The organism is Neoasaia chiangmaiensis (assembly GCF_002005465.1).
Taxonomy (GTDB): Bacteria; Pseudomonadota; Alphaproteobacteria; order Acetobacterales; family Acetobacteraceae; genus Neoasaia; species Neoasaia chiangmaiensis.
Genome location: NZ_CP014691.1, coordinates 144,389 through 159,813 on the forward strand (window position 1 = coordinate 144,389; position 15,425 = coordinate 159,813).

Genomic DNA, 15,425 nt, shown 5'->3' on the forward strand with positions numbered 1-15,425 from the left:
TGTCAGGACGGCGCTGGCCGACGCACCGACCATCGCCCAGGCCAATCCGCGCCCGAGACCTGCCAGTAGAGATCACGCACCAGCGTGTGGAGCAGTTCGGTCAACGCGATATGGGGATTGCCGGCAACCCGAAGCGGATCTATCGTCTTTACAAGGGAATGGGCATGCAGTTGCGCAACAAGGTGCCCAGACGGCGGGTCAAGGCGAAGGTGCGTGAGGACCGCCGCCTGGCAACCCATAACAACGATACCTGGGCGATGGATTTCGTGCACGACCAGCTGGCGACGGGCCGCAAGATCAGGATCCTGACGGTGATCGACACCTTTTCCCGCTTGTCACCGGCCACGGATCCGCGGTTCAGTTATCGTGGCGAGGATGTCGTCCAGACCCTGGAGCGGATATGCGGGCAGATGGGCTATCCCAGAAGCATCCGGGTCGACCAGGGCACGGAGTTCGTCAGCCGTGATCTGGATCTCTGGGCGTATCAGAAAGGCGTGGTGCTCGACTTCTCCCGCCCTGGCAAGCCGACGGACAACAGCTTCATTGAGTCGTTCAACGGGAAATTCCGGACGGAGTGCTTGAACACGCACTGGTTCATGAGCCTTGACGACGCCCGCACGAAAATGGAGGCTTGGCGTCAGGACTACAATGAGGTCCGCCCGCACAGTGCTATTGGCAACAAACCGCCGATATCGCTACTGAACAGCTCTCCGGCACGCATGCCGGTCGAGCCTTAACCCCGGGAAACTCCAGCTCCCGGTGGCCTAAAATCGGAGAGCACTTCAAGGCGGCGCAGACCCTAACTTAAATCTGAGGGCATGTTCGGGGCAAGGTCAACTATCGCCGTCAGAGGCGCAGACCCGGGATTGGGCATGGTCTTTCTCGATGGCACAACGATCTGTGCCCATCACAAGGTGGCTGGAGCGGCCAAAAAGGGGGATATCATGAACACCGCAGAAATCGTGAGGCGATGGTCGCTCGCGTGGAGGCTTTGGCACCAAGGTCTGCGTAGCTGCAGATGGACATGGCAGGGCACTGTCCTTCACGCTGTCGCCCGGTCAGGCCCATGAACTGCTATCCGCTTACTCCCCGCTCGACGATCTGCCGCACCCACCGACCTATTGTCGTCTGTGATCGCGGATATGCCTCGCACAAATTCCGTGAAGATCTCTGGAACCGGGGATCTTGCCCTGTCATGCCGCCAAGGAAGAATGATCCAGAAGTCGCCTGTTTAAATTGGGCTTACAGACACCGGCATCTGGTCGAAAACCTGTGGGCAAGGCTCAAGGAATGAGGGGCTGTCGCGACTCGATATGAGAAAACCGCCGCTTCCTTTCTCTCCGTCATCCTCATCGCTGCTAAAGCAGACTATATCAAGGCCTAACAAGCCCTAACAGGCCGCAAATCCAAACAGATTGTTGCGGCTCATCGGATGTACTTTTGAAGTGTTCGGCCGAGCCTGTTGGCTGGCATTTCAATGAAATGGAAGCAAAAATATGCCGATATGAACGAGATCATCAGGACAGGAATCAGCATGACTGACATCTGTACAGGTGGCGGTTCTGAAAGCAGGAGAGGGGCTATCAGACGTGCAACAACGACAATAACCAGAAAGTGGAAAAGATATACTCCAAACGATATATCACCAATCTGAGACAGCCAACGGTGTGACAAAATTTTGGACATATGATTTCTCGTTGCCAGGCCGTAAATGATAACCGCAGAAAAAAAGGCTTCAATCAGACTGCATAACGGGTCGTGGAATGGAGTCTCCCCTTGGTGGGTTAGTAGATTCAGTGTTCCTCGAACGCCAAGAAGGCCAACCACAGCAAGATAGAAGAATACATCAGGATAGCTTTCTTTATGCGATTCCAGAACTCTAAATGTTAGAATTCCAACAATAAAGTCTACAGCATAAAAAATCGGCAGAGTCTTGCCACTTCCGCCAGCCATAAAGAAGGACAGCCCTATGAAGGTAACAGTAGTAAATATAGCTCTCCACACGCGCCCAGTGCAAGCCTTGATGAAAAAAGGAAATACAAGCGCGACGAGAATTTCACAGGCAATCGTCCAGTTCTGAGGGACGAGAGCACTGTTTAGTCCAATAAAGCATTTAATTATAGTAAAGCCGGGTAAAGGCATATCGTGAGGTAACAATCCCTGAAACCAGGCATTAACGAACGGAACGTTCCTTTCCGAGAAATTCGACTTTACGTAAAGCAGGGAAAGGGCAGTCACAACCATCAAAAGAGGCAGTATTCGGAATATGCGGCGTGTATAGAAACCCGCAATCTCTCTCATTCCGAGAGGTCTGCTGAAAAAAGATGGTGACAGAACGAAACCGCTCAGAACAAAAAACACAACGACTGCAGCATGGGAGTTGAGGAGAACATCCTCAAGTGCAAGCCAGAAAGAGTTGCTCACAGGGAAGCAAAGAACATAGTGCCGCAGTAATACGACCAGGGACGCAATCCCCCGCAGTGACTGGAGGGACGGAATGTGATTATCAAAAGATTTCGTCACTCTGAATGATCTGCCAATCGTATGAGACACCGTTGCTTCTTTCCTAGGCAAACCGTAGTTCACTATAAAACAGCTGGAATAAAAAAAGGAAGTACCCGAATACGGGTGCTTCCTTTCCTGTCCAGAAATGCTCTGGGTAATGAAACGATCAGCAACCCCAGTGCGATGTGTTGTGATAGACGGGAGGCTGCGAGTGAGAGGTGGACGGCGTGGTCGACGAGAAGCAGTCATGTGAACCAGCGTGGCTCGACACCGTAGAAGAACCCCATGCGCTGCCCGACTTTCCGAAGCTGCTGCTGCCACCAAACCAGCTGCTGCTACTGCCGCCACCGCAGTTGCTCGGTTGCCATCCATTACAGGACGAGAAAGCGCCGTTCATTGCAGAAATGATCTTCTGAATGGAGGAGGCGAGATCGCTTCCGCCGCAGCCGCCGAAACCCCAGCCCCAGTTTCCGCTCTGGCCACCGCAGGCAGTGCCGCCACCATGGTTATTGTGCGTCGAGCTTCCGTCGTGAGCATTCCAGCCGGAATGTCCGCCCCGGCCTGAATGTCCGTTATGGTCCCAGTGGCCACAATGATTATCAGAGTTGCCTTTGTTGGCCGAGGCATCAGAGATCAGATAGTTTCCACTCTTGTCCTGCGTGATCTGAAGTGTGCCGGGGGTGTAACCTGAAGCCATCGATACATTGCTCAAGGTCAGCGTATGGTTGTCGCTTTCCTGAACGACGAGGCTATAGCTGTTGTCGGAGTTCTTGACGTAGGAAGCCGAAAGCGGCGTTTCACCTGTATTGGCGGTAATACCAAATTCCGTCTTGCCTGAGACGTTGCTGAAGCTGGTGTCAACGGTTGTGTCCTGACCGTTGAGGAAGAACTGCTCGCTCGACTTGGCGTCGAAGGAGACAGAAACGCCTGTCGCTAGGAACCCCGTGTAGACGGAACTGTCACCGGTCAGGGTAATATGCATCGAATTGGCGATGTTGACGCCGTCCGTCTGGCTGCCGAATGTCGAATTGACAAGGTTTAGCGTACCGTTACCGTTCAGTCGCTCGCCATCGCCCATAAAAACGTTGCTGCGGTTGTTCTCAATGGTCAGAGTGCCGTTCATGACGTTGATATCGCCAAGCTGAACAGCCGAATCCGTATTGACTACAATCGATCCGTGCTGCGACACCTGAAAAGAACTCGTCGAGAAAACAGGCGAGCTTTCGCTGGATTTGCAAGACGACGCCGTGATGTCGAGTGTGCCGTAATCACCGATCGTCAGGCTGGGAACCGCCGTCGAACTTGCCGTCCCGACCACAGCTTCAGCCGTGGCGGTTGAGCTCGTTCCGGTAATATCGACATCATGATAGGTCGTCGGAGAAGCGCCGGTGGACCAGTTCTTGACATTATAGAAATTGCCGTTTGAGCCGCCAGTCCAGTAAGTAGAAGCCATTAAACAAGTATCCTATATTCCAGGGGAGCCCGGATATTTTTTGTTCAAAACCCGAGTGCAAGCATTATTCAAATCGAGCACTCTCATCCGGGGTCAACGCTGGATTAATTTGCATATCTTGAAAATATTTTCCCATTAATAAGACGTTAAACCGCTTTTTTTATAAATGACGAATGGCCGAAAACTTCCGGAAATCTCGAGTATCGCCCCGGTTCTTTCTGATTTCCGGATGCATGCCGGAGGTCTGTTTCCATGGGCCCTAGGAAAGATCGGCTTTTTCGATCACAATTCATCCAGTCTGAAGAATTGCACAGACGGGCGAATGGCGATTATGACAGCCACAACATATTGGAAAGACAGGAGCGGGGCGATCAGGGTGTCCGAGTTCTGACGTTCTCCTGTCCCAAGACAGTCGGATCATTGATCAGGCATAGCCTCTGGAGAGCTATAAGCTGCGTAGACCAATCTGGCTGATTTCTCTACGTTCCCGCAAAACAGTATCACAGTGAGACCCCAGTGAGCGTCGAAGTAAGAAACATTGCATTTTATTTGCCGCAATTTCATCGTATCCCCGAAAACGACAATTGGTGGGGTGAGGGCTTCACGGAGTGGACTAACGTCCGCAAGGCGAAGCCGCTCTTTAAGGGGCATGTTCAGCCGATCGTCCCAGAAGAGCTGGGATATTACGACCTGCTAGACGAACGGGTCTACGCCGCGCAGGCAAGGATGGCGCAGAATCATGGAATTGAGGGATTTTGCTACTGGCATTACTGGTTTGGAAACGGAAAGCGCATCCTCGAGAAACCCTTTAACAAGGTTCTGGAGACGGGGAAGCCTGATTTTCCTTTCTGCCTGTGCTGGGCCAACCAGTCCTGGACGGGTGTATGGCATGGGGCTCCGGGCCGGGTACTCATGGAACAGACCTATAATGGTAGTGAGGATATGCGAGCTCATTTTGCATTTCTCGCGGAGGCCTTCGGTGATCCTCGCTACATAACCTTCAACGGGCGGCCTGTCTTTCCGATCTATGGCGTTCGCGATCTTCCTGACCCACCGGCTTACATCATGGCGCTGCGAAATCTGGCTGTTGAACACGGATTTCCGGGTCTGCATGTCATCGGGATGGCCAATAGAGATACTGACAAACTTCTGACCTATTGCGATCAGGTGATGCCTTTTGGGCCCGGAGATTATTTGGAGTCCCGGCCATTAGGGTTGGTAAGGCGCGTCTTGCGTCGTCTTGCCTGCACACCGCAGGCAGACTGGTTGCCTGATTTCTTGCGAAAAGCAATGAATGCTCCAATTCATTATCCATTTCGGGATGTGGTCGATCAGGCGTTCAAAGACCTTCCTGCCTCTCCGGATTACATTCCCTGCATCACGACTGGCTGGGACAATACCCCACGTTCGAAACGTAGAGGGGTTGTCTTCGAAGGATACTCTCCTGAATTGCTAGGCGAATATGTGCGCAAGGCATTACTGCGAAACAGGCGGGGCGGCGGTGATAATTTCATTTTCTTCAAAGCGTGGAATGAATGGGCGGAAGGCAATATTCTGGAACCCGACACGCGTTTTGGGTTGAAACCGCTTGAAGCCGTTGCAGCCGCGCTGAAGGACTGATCTGGACTCGTGACTGACAGATCTCAGCCAGAAAGTCTTCTGAATCCGGGGCATGAAGCCATAGCGGACACAGGTGCAAAAACAGCGCGGGGCGCGGCATTTCTGCTTGGCACCAAGCTTGCAGGCCGCGCTCTGGACTTTATTTCTCTTGTCGTCCTGACACATCTTTTGCGACCGGCCGATTTCGGCGTGGTCTCTCTGGCCATGTCCGTAATCTACCTGGCAGAAGCAGTTTTTGAACTCCCCCTGTATCAGGCGCTTGTTGTTCTGGATCTGATAGACAAAGATCATCTTGATACTGCGTTTACATTGAGTTTCCTGCGTGGTTTTACGATATGTATCGTTATTCTACTTGTTTCTATCCCGTTCTCGATTTTCTATCACGATTTCAGACTGTTTCCGCTTCTCATGGCGCTGAGTCTGGCGCCTGCATTTCGCGGAATGCAGAGTCCGGGTTTTGCACTTTACGCCAAGCGTCTCGATTTTTCCCGCGAATGTGCCATTGAGCTGCTGGGGAAAAGCTGCGCGATGGTCATTGCCGTTCTGGTCGCTTTTACAACACGCTCATACTGGGCCATAGCAGCCGCAACGATTACCAGCTCTGTTGCTTCCATGTCCGTTTCCTACGTCATATCTGCGTATAGGCCACGTTTCACACTGTCTCGATGGAATGATTTCAGGAGTTTTCTCGGCTGGAGTAGCGGTGCTCAGATTCTTAGCGCCATTAACTGGCAATACGATCGCCTCATTCTCGGTCGCCTTGTCTCTGCACAGACCCTTGGCGCTTTTTCGATAGCAAGTGATCTCGTTGCCATTCCCTCTCAGGCTATCGCCGTTCCTCTGAGTCGCCCTCTTCTTTCTGCTCTCGTCGCGAGCCGGGATAATCTGGATCGTCTCAGAAATCTTTACCGCCTGTCGAACACGACCATTTTTATGGTCATTCTTCCTATTTTTATTGAAATGTCGTCTCTTTCCTATGAGATCGTTCACACGATCCTGGGGCCAAAATGGGAGAAATCCGTCACTTACATTACCCTCCTTGCGATTCCTCCAATAATTGCAGGTCTAGCTGAAGGTATTGGGGCTCTGGTGATGGCTTTTAAGAAAAACCATCTTTATATGCGCCTTAATTCTTTGGAGTTCTGTATCAAGATACCCATTATTACGGGCGTATCATTTTTCTTCGGGGCGATCGGGGCGTGCTGGGCACGTATAGGCGTAGCATTCATTATGATGGTCGTTTGCCTGGCGACAACTAGATCTCTGATTAAGACATCCTACACCGAAATCTTTTTTCAGAACTGGCGTACCGGTCTGGCTGGAATCATTTCCTGTCTCGCCATAGAAAGCATGAAATACGATATTCTGCCGTCGACATGGCCGGGACTTGCAAGGCTGTTCATTCTGGGAGGGACCGGAATAGGCACCTATATCCTTGCTCTACTTATACTCTGGTATCTGAACGGGAAAAAGGCTGACGATATTGAAGCCAAAATAGTCGGAAAGTGCCTGTCGAAATTCAGGAAAATCCAACCTCAATCTTGAAATGCCGTCTTTTGGTGAGTTCAAACATCTATAGCCATCTTCGCTGCTTCTATTTGTAATATACGGGACTAGTTCTTGTCGAGGTCGCTGTCTTACGAACTGGATTGGGTGGGGCGGGATTCAAGGATTTGGCGCAGTTTGACTGCCTGCTCACTTCCATGATCTGCGGCAAAGTCCAGAAGCCGCTTCGCTTCCGCATGATCGGTCTCGCATCCCATTCCATTGTAGAATAGCTGGGCAAGCGTTACTGCCGCCCCGACGTGCCCGGATTTGACGGCTCGGCGATACCATGAATGAGCTTCAGGGAAATTGGGGGCGACGCCATCTCCCTGAAGATTGATATCGCCAACCAGTGCGATTGCTTCAACCTCGCCACCCTGGGCGGCTTTTCGCAGCCACGTTTCGGCTTTCGACACATCCCGTTCGATACCACGGCCCTGATAGTAGGCAACTCCGACTTTCATCTGCGCCACTGAATGGCTCTGTGTTGCGGCCTTCATGAAATGACTGAACGCCTGAGCATCCTTGCCACCTTCATATTCCAGAATTGTGCCAAGCATCAGCTCGGCGTCCGGCAGACCACCTGTAGCCGCCTGCTGAATGAATGCCACCGCCCTGCTGCGTTCTCCGGAAGTTCGCGCCGCACCAAGCAGAGTGACTCCATGACCGTACAGTCCTTGGACATTTCCCCCTTCAGCCGCACGCTGGTAGAGTTCGTGGCCTCTTGCGATGTCGCGAAGAGTTTCCGGCCCCTGCGTCAGAAGATGTGCTGCCAGCACCATGCCGTCAAAATCGCCGCCTTCCACTGCCCGCTCGGCCCAGGACAGTGCCTCTGCATGATCAGGTTTTCCCTGTTTCAGCGCCATGTCGAACACTTTGACCTGCTCTCCAGCGGGCACACTGAAGCCCATATGACTCAGCACGCCCAGTCTGTGACAGGCTTTGACATGATGTTGCTCTGCGGCTTGCCGGAACCAGCGGAGTGCCTCGTTTCCGTTCATCGGAACATCTTTGTCGGCCAGATACAGTTCTCCGAGCATGAACTGCGCCTCCGCGTTTCCTGCGATAGCCAGCCCGTAAAGCTGTTTTATTCCTCGTCTGCTTTTCCCGTTCTTCAAAAGATTCTGCGCATGTTTTAGTTTTTCTTCAGGGGATCCAAATAAGGGTAAGATGAATTTTTTCATGTTATTTTCCCAAAACATTATGGTGTGGTTTCTGGAATGCAGGAGGGGTCACAGGACAGCGCATGAACGGTGCAACAAACCGGTGCGAAAAATACTCAAGCCACGTTTCCACCGGAGAGCGCAGACCGTGCAGGAGCATCGTCAGAACCAGACCGCCGGTTATCAGGAACACGATGGGCCGGCTCAGCCATGTCGGTCCTAAAGGCGTATGCAATTCGTTTTTTCTCGCCAGCGTCAGAAACAGGACGCCCAGCAAGCCGATGCTTGCACCGACAAAAACTTCTGCAAGAGAATGGACATGAAGGGCGATCCGCGCGAATCCCGCAGACAGCGCAACCCCAGATGCCACAGCAAGACATGCGCGCGGAGACCTGCTGAAAAGCACTGCCGCCCCGCCATAGACAAAAGTCGTACCTGCCGTATGTCCGCTGGGACTGTATAGGCTGTGCCCCGGAAGACGTCCGCAGGCCTCGAAACAGAGCTTGAGGATCAGCGTTCCCCCGAAGACCAGAAGCACTAGGGCAGAGTAGTGCAGGAATATCCTGTATCGTCCTTGCAGGATGAGGATCAGGCTGATCAATGCCATCAGGGGCCACAGGATATTCTCGTCCCCGAAATCACTCAGAAAGCCGATGAGAGCAAGGGTGCTGTCAGGCACGCCCTGTTTTTCCCTTTCTGGCCTGCGCCCTCATCAGCGATGAGACCAGCACAGCCAACAGCACATAGAAATCCATCGTTCCCAAAACCGGACCGGAAATAAGCGTCGCCATTGTCCGGCCCAGCAACGCTGTCATTGTTGCCTCGATCATCCATGCATCGAGCGACTGTTCATTCGCCGCTACTTTCAGGGTACGGAATATTGTCGCAAAGAGTCGTCCGTTCCAGACGACAAGTCCCAGGACGCCTATAACACCAATGGTAGACAGGAAGCCTGGCAGAAGACTGGAGGAACGGTTGCTTCCCCATCCGGTTCCGAGCCCATAGGTTTCCAAGGCAAGCTGGTATGAATCAGAGTCCTTCTGGCTGCGCTCTTCGTAAGAAACGGACTGCTTCTTATCCTGTGTTTCCAGAATGACTGCTGCTGCCCCCTTGATGACGTCCGGCGCGAAAGCCGCGAGGGTAAATGTCGTTAAGCCCATGCACAGGACGCCGGCTCCGATGAACAGCATCAACCGCCGGAACAACTGCCGTTTCCGACTTACAACGGCATAAATGACCAGCAGCATCAGCCCGACCGACATGGCAATATATCCCGTGGTCGAGGTCGTCATCAGCAGGCAAAGCACGCCCATGATCAGCGTGAGCCGCGTCAGCCATCCGCCATAACCTCTCAATGTCGACCATACTGTCGAATAGAGTGTGCCGATAAGAAATGTTGCGCAGGCCGCAGGTTCCGTAAACGTGGAGTTGATGCGTGGTACTGGTCCGCTCATTTGCGTATCCAGTACAGCCCAGCCGGGATTAGAATAGAAAAGGGTTTTTGGAAATGGAATACTTCCTATAAGCCTATGTGCCATTTCCCAGAACCCGACCAGACACGCAAGCATCGCCCCTATGAGATACGCTTGGTATAGTCGGCGCGGGTCGGCTTCGCGTCTCGTCAGAAATAAAACCGTCATGATGAACATGACGAGATCGAGCACGAGATAGGCGTCCTGCGTCATATTGCCGCGTTGAGGGGAGAGCGGCACGCGGGTTGCGATCTCATCCAGCTTCTGAGGCCAGACAAAAACTTTTCCTTCAAACAGGCGTGGAAGTAGAATGGAACTGAGAATTGTCCAGAAAAAAGCGATGAACAGCGGCGCACAAAATTTCATCTGGCGCATTGCTTTAGGAAAGGTGATGCCCAGCGCAAGCTGAAGCCCCATGAATGCAATAAACATCATTCCCGGCGCCATAGAGGGTTGTAGGCCCAGCCCTCCCAATACCAGAACAGCGGATGCCTGTAAGACTCCGCCAATAAGAGTCAACTCCAGAAGACGCTGCGGATCTTTTCTGAAAAAGAAGATGAGGCTGAGGGGCCAGAAGATCAGCCCCATCGCAGTCAGACCCATGTCAGACCTTGTCGACCGGGCGGGAGGGCATAAACGCCTGCCATTGCTGTTCAACAAATGTCGTGAAACGCGATCGAAAAAGTTCCTCCGAAAACCGGAGCGCATTCTGATGACAGAGTTCGGACGTCATGTCCTTGTCATGTTCTTCAAATGTCTGCACTGCATCGATAATGCTGTCAACGCTCTGACTGTCGAACAGAAGACCTGTTGTCCCAGGCTGAACAATATCGCATGCGCCTCCACGTCCGTAGGCGATTACGGGAGTTCCTGCTGCCTGAGCCTCGACAAGGGAGATACCAAAATCTTCTTCCCCGGCGTACACGAAGGCCCGGGCCTTACTCAGCGTCATCTGCAATTCTGCGTCGGAGACATGCCCTTTGAGGCTGATATTCGAAGCCCCCGCAGCTTTCTGACGGACAAGCTCCGCATCGGCTCCACCGCCGATGACGATCAGCTTCCTGTCTGGCATGTGGCGGAATGCTTCAACCACGAGATCAATCCGCTTGTAGGGCACCAGTCGTGAAACAACGACATAGTAGTCTTCCTTTGTGCCATTCACGGAAAAGCGATCCAGATTGACGGGTGGCGGAATGACATGGGCTTCTCGTCGCCATGTCTTGCGGATCCGGCGGGCGATATAACCTGAATTTGCGACGAAAGCGTCCACACCGGCCGCGGCCCTCACGTCCCAGTTGCGTAGACGATGGAAGAGCCAGCGGATATAGAGGCTGCGCAGTCCTTTGTTCAGCCCGCTCTGACGAAGGTAGGTATTCTGGAAATCCCAAGCATACCGCATTGGGGAATGGACATAGGACACATGGAGTTGATCCGGTCCTGTGATAATACCCTTTGCCACGGCATGGTGGCTAGAAATGACAACATCGAACCCGCTGAGATCCCACTGCTCCACTGCCAGGGGCATCAGGCCAAGGTAGTGTCTGAAAAACCTGCTTGCAAATGGCAGTTTTTGGATGAAGGATGTCTGAATTTCACGGTTTCCTAAGCGCGCTCGGTCTTGCGGGGAAAGAAAGTTCACGACGGAGAAAATTTTTGCGTCCGGGTAACATTTAATTAATTGCTCGATGACAAGCTCAGAACCGGCCCAGTTTTCCAGCCACTCGTGTACAATCGCAACCTGGATAGATTTCATGTCTATTTTTTCTCATTCTGCGGTTTTCAAAGTTCCGCTGCCATTGGGTATTCGCGCTCCTGTTGCAAGGCCATCGTCAAAACAGGCTTCCAAGCCAGTTGCCGGAAGCGGTATCGGTCTGGCAGCATTTCTCGGCGCATGCATGTGGATTGCCGCAGGCTACTGGCTTTTCTCCTGATCAACCTCAATGATTGGCGGCTTGCTCATCTTCGAAGAAGGGGACGCAACATCAGAAGTGCCGCTCATATACTTTGATGACATCTCCAGGCTTCACAAAATTCTGAGGATAGAGAAGGCCGGTGACCGTGTTGCCTCCCTCCTGCCGGATCGCATACGCATAACGTTCCCATGACCGATATGTGAATCCTCCTGCCGCCGCGATAGCTGAAAGCAGCGTCATGCCCGGCTGGTATGCATATTGACCCGGGTGCTCGACCTCCCCAATGACGGAAACGAGACGGTAGGCTGTAACCTGCACCGCAATTTTCGCGTCCCGAAGAATAGCTTTCTGCCGAAGTGAAGCCGTAATGCTCTGTCCAAGTTCTCGGGTCGTCAGTCCTGACGCATGCACGTCTCCCAGTAATGGGACATCAATATTACCTGCACTGTCAATGCGGAAGTCAGAAGTTAACTGATCCTGACCATACGTCATCAGGCGCACTTCATCATCCGTCCCAAGTCTATATTGTATCGGATCGTAAGCCGGTACTGGTGTCAGTCCTCGGCCTGGACTACAAGCCGCGAGACAACAGCCTGTCACACACAGGAGAGTGTATTTTCGCAAGTTCTGCAAAAGGCGCATTCTAAGAAATTCCGTCATTATGAGAACTTTATCATAATTGATATTTTATGCTTATCACAGCCGTATCGATACTGTATCGCCCCGTTCCGACCGCATTGGCATTTCTATAGATATTCGATGCCTCCAGAGAGAAGTTTCGGTCTAGCGCCCAGTCAAAGCCGACACTGAAGTCACAATTCAGTTGAGATGTCATGACCTGATATAGTGGAGTATGTTCGAAAATGGCTGGTGTCTTTCCCGCTCCGCCCTGCTGAACCTCAGCTCCGGCATGCAATACGAGATTGCGGGAGTAGGTATGGCGGATATCGAGTGCGGCGTTCGTATAAACAAAGCCGGCCACACTTTCGAAAGCGCTGTCAGCAATCCCGCGTGATACGGTCAGGGAAACTCGCGTAAGATGCGTGGGAGTCCATGTTCCTCGCAGTTCAACATAGAATGTATTGAGGGCTTTATAGGCCGAAGCAGCGTAGGAACGGCTCTGATACCCCCCCAGAACCCGAACGCTGAACGGGCCGGGCATTTCATAATCGTATCCTGCCAGAGCTGAAAAACCATTGGAATTTCGGGAAGGGAGACTAAAGCGGTTGCTCGAATACCGGATCTCGACACCTTGGGCGATCAATAGAAGATCGCTACCTTCGGCCATGGAATAGCGCAGCCCGATCCCTTCGGAGAACAGTACCCGGTTGCGGTAGGACTGCTGCAGGAAGATATCGCTTCCCGCCAGATCTGCGAACTGAAAGCGTTTCAGGTCAAAGTTTGGAATTATCGAGAGCTTTCCGTGTGTCTCGATTCGATCGTCCAGAGCCAGATCCTGCACAAAATAGGGAACGGGCCGATTTGCGGCCAGTGCACCCAAATCAAATGGCATCTGGGTCATTTTCTCATGGCTCAGATGATACTCGAGCCGATCATGGCCTAGCCTTTCATCTCCCGACAGAAATGCAGACCAGTTGGTCTGATCCTGTAATCCGCGCTCGGGGTAGTAAAGCTGGTTGACGGATGCCCCAACTCTGACGCGCCTCCGGCTTTGAGTGAGCAATCCTTCCAGATTTGCCTTGGTCTGGCTGACTGCACTGGGAACGCCACCCATGATCTGGTCGGCATTATTGGTGTAACCCCATCCTTCAGAAGCTTCGCCATTGACAGCCCAGGGGCCGAAGCTGAGGCCCTGAGCTCCGTAGCGATAATTTGTGTCCGACTGGAAAGCATCCACGGTTTCACTGCTCTCAGGGCCACCCAGAGCCGAAAGATTCTGTGTAATCACCTGTGCATATGCCGCTTTGCCTGGAAACAGAGGTGCCTGAAAAACCACCCCCATTCCCAAAGCGAACAGTACGCTCTGACCAGATTTTTCCCGATACAAGAACATGGGGTGGTTTCTTATCAGAAAGCCAGTTTTCTAGAAATCCTTCCTGTGAAGTTAGTCGAGAATTATACTACGAATAACGCTATAACGCTTTATTAACTCATATTGATGTAGACGAGCGCAAATTTTCATGTGATATAAATCGTCATCAACGAGAAAAGTTCTTATTGCAGTATATCGTTTGGAAAATAGCCGTGAATAACACTGCTATATCCTTCGATAACTAGTGTCATTCACGGAGAGCAGATGAGATTGTCCTCCTCCTTTAACCAGGATGCTTTCGAAGCGTCTGCTGATGAGACGATGGTTTCTGCGGCTGACAGTATTCGCGCCCGGTTTATTATGGAGTTTTCCCATCGGGTGCCTCTCGTATTCTTCTTCAGCGATGTTACGGCTGTAGTTCTGTCGGGCCTGTCTGGAAGCTGGATTGCTTCAGCCGTCCACAACTTGTCAGTTGGTGCTCCACTGTTTCTTGATGCAAACCTGAACGCATCTCGCGCAGCAGGCCATCTTACGCCGATTTGTATCGGTGTTCTACTCTACATGTTTGTCAGCGGTGAATACCGTAATAGATTCCCGTTCTGGAGCGAGTTCGGGCGTTTGATCGCAGCATCGTTCTGTGCGTTGCTCGCATCGGGCTTCTGGGCGTTCGCGTTTCAGATTTCCGATCTACGGATGGCGCTCCTGCTGCCATGGATCATTTTTCCGTTTTGCGGTGAACTGCTGCGGCAGCTCTGCCGTCACGGACTGCATGCAATTCACTTATGGCAAATCCCTACGGTGCTGGTTGGAAGTGAGGTAGAAACGGATCAGGCAAGGCGTATCCTGAATAGTGAATCTCTTCCTAGCCATGAAATCACAAGATGTCTGAGTCCGGCGGAGGCGATAAACCTCCTTGTAGTATCCGGGGAAACGAGTTTTTCCCGTCGGTTTCAGTTCCTGTTATGCCTTGATCCAACCGACATACGCTCTCGGGATCTCATTGAGCGACTGACCCGGAAGCGTATTCCCTTCGCCCTGATCCCGCAGGTCTCCGGGATGCCCACTCACGGTCTGACGCAATCATCCTATTTCAGTCATGACACCATTATTCTGTCCTATCGGAGCAATCTAGAAGAACCTGTTCAGCGTTTTTTCAAATTTACGTTTGATTTTGTGATTGCCTTGCTGCTGTTCGCGCTTGTTTTCCCTGTCTATGTGATCCTCTATATTCTCATTGCTTTGGAGGGTGGCCAGCCAATCTATGGTCATCGCCGGATCGGTCAGAACGGGCGTGAATTCAATTGTCTGAAATTTCGTACAATGGCGAAGAACTCCGATGAGGTCCTGAATCATCTTCTTGAAACTAATGCTGAGGCAGCCGCAGAATGGGAGGAAACACAGAAGCTGCATAATGATCCCCGGATCACGCGTATTGGCCATATGCTTCGGAAAACGAGTCTGGATGAACTGCCGCAGCTTCTCAACGTCATTCGAGGTGAGATGAGCCTGGTGGGGCCGCGTCCTATTGTGCAGGCTGAAGTCCATCATTACGGTGATAATTTCGAGTATTATCAGGCGATCCGTCCGGGAATTACCGGGTTGTGGCAAGTCAGCGGCAGAAGCGATACGGGTTATGCTGAACGTGTGCAGCTTGATCGATGGTATGTTCGTAACTGGACTCTCTGGCACGACGTTGCCATTCTGGCGAAAACCCTTCCGGCTGTTTTCTTGAGACGTGGTGCTCGGTAAGCGGAAATTAAT

12 protein-coding genes and 1 pseudogene are annotated in these 15,425 nt (G+C 52.2%); 5 read left to right on the forward strand and 8 right to left on the reverse strand.

The features are described 5' to 3' along the window. Positions 1-122 precede the first annotated feature (122 nt). Positions 123-737 (forward strand): annotated as a pseudogene (locus A0U93_RS00715) (IS3 family transposase); the annotation flags it as partial. A gap of 688 nt (positions 738-1,425) precedes the next feature. Here the strand turns inward: A0U93_RS00715 and A0U93_RS00720 are convergent. Then, positions 1,426-2,553 (reverse strand): acyltransferase family protein, encoded by a 1,128-nt coding sequence (locus A0U93_RS00720; protein ID WP_169852663.1) that lies wholly within the window; start codon positions 2,551-2,553, stop codon positions 1,426-1,428. Positions 2,554-2,671: 118 nt separating this feature from the next. Next, the gene (locus A0U93_RS16335) at positions 2,672-3,823 is read right to left on the reverse strand and encodes a hypothetical protein (protein ID WP_169852664.1); all 1,152 of its coding nucleotides are present in this window, start codon (positions 3,821-3,823) and stop codon (positions 2,672-2,674) included. 651 nt (positions 3,824-4,474) lie between these two features. Between A0U93_RS16335 and A0U93_RS00725 the strand changes: the two genes are divergently transcribed. Then, positions 4,475-5,578, forward strand: coding sequence for a glycosyltransferase WbsX family protein (locus tag A0U93_RS00725; RefSeq protein ID WP_077805674.1), 1,104 nt, complete (start codon positions 4,475-4,477; stop codon positions 5,576-5,578). A gap of 9 nt (positions 5,579-5,587) precedes the next feature. After that, positions 5,588-7,123 carry a lipopolysaccharide biosynthesis protein gene (locus A0U93_RS00730; RefSeq protein ID WP_077805675.1) on the forward strand — a complete coding sequence of 512 codons (1,536 nt, stop codon included), beginning with the start codon at positions 5,588-5,590 and terminating at the stop codon, positions 7,121-7,123. A gap of 92 nt (positions 7,124-7,215) precedes the next feature. Here the strand turns inward: A0U93_RS00730 and A0U93_RS00735 are convergent, their stop codons facing one another. From A0U93_RS00735 to A0U93_RS00750, 4 genes are read right to left on the reverse strand one after another with little or no spacing between them, the layout of a single operon-like run. Beyond that, the gene (locus A0U93_RS00735; protein WP_169852665.1) at positions 7,216-8,307 is read right to left on the reverse strand and encodes an SEL1-like repeat protein; all 1,092 of its coding nucleotides are present in this window, start codon (positions 8,305-8,307) and stop codon (positions 7,216-7,218) included. A gap of 1 nt (position 8,308) precedes the next feature. Beyond that, positions 8,309-8,965 (reverse strand): phosphatase PAP2 family protein, encoded by a 657-nt coding sequence (locus A0U93_RS00740; protein WP_077805677.1) that lies wholly within the window; start codon positions 8,963-8,965, stop codon positions 8,309-8,311. Further along, positions 8,958-10,361, reverse strand: coding sequence for an O-antigen ligase family protein (locus tag A0U93_RS00745; protein ID WP_077805678.1), 1,404 nt, complete (start codon positions 10,359-10,361; stop codon positions 8,958-8,960). Before A0U93_RS00745 ends, A0U93_RS00740 begins: the two co-directional genes overlap by 8 nt. Before the next feature lies 1 nt (position 10,362). Next, positions 10,363-11,511, reverse strand: coding sequence for a glycosyltransferase (locus A0U93_RS00750; protein WP_077805679.1), 1,149 nt, complete (start codon positions 11,509-11,511; stop codon positions 10,363-10,365). On the opposite strand from A0U93_RS00750, the gene A0U93_RS16095 reads away from it, so the two are divergent. After that, complete coding sequence (locus A0U93_RS16095) at positions 11,510-11,689, forward strand: hypothetical protein (protein WP_147151196.1); 180 nt, start codon at positions 11,510-11,512, stop codon at positions 11,687-11,689. The two genes, A0U93_RS00750 and A0U93_RS16095, sit on opposite strands and share 2 nt — an antisense overlap. Before the next feature lie 51 nt (positions 11,690-11,740). On the opposite strand, the gene A0U93_RS00755 is transcribed toward A0U93_RS16095, so the two are convergent. Together A0U93_RS00755 and A0U93_RS00760 are read right to left on the reverse strand one after the other, a co-directional pair. After that, positions 11,741-12,331 carry a polysaccharide biosynthesis/export family protein gene (locus tag A0U93_RS00755; protein WP_342743053.1) on the reverse strand — a complete coding sequence of 197 codons (591 nt, stop codon included), beginning with the start codon at positions 12,329-12,331 and terminating at the stop codon, positions 11,741-11,743. 13 nt (positions 12,332-12,344) lie between these two features. Continuing rightward, positions 12,345-13,685, reverse strand: coding sequence for an outer membrane beta-barrel protein (locus tag A0U93_RS00760; RefSeq protein ID WP_077805680.1), 1,341 nt, complete (start codon positions 13,683-13,685; stop codon positions 12,345-12,347). A gap of 243 nt (positions 13,686-13,928) precedes the next feature. Here A0U93_RS00760 and A0U93_RS00765 point away from each other — a divergent pair, with 243 nt between their 5' ends. Further along, complete coding sequence (locus A0U93_RS00765) at positions 13,929-15,413, forward strand: exopolysaccharide biosynthesis polyprenyl glycosylphosphotransferase (protein ID WP_077805681.1); 1,485 nt, start codon at positions 13,929-13,931, stop codon at positions 15,411-15,413. Positions 15,414-15,425 lie beyond the last annotated feature (12 nt).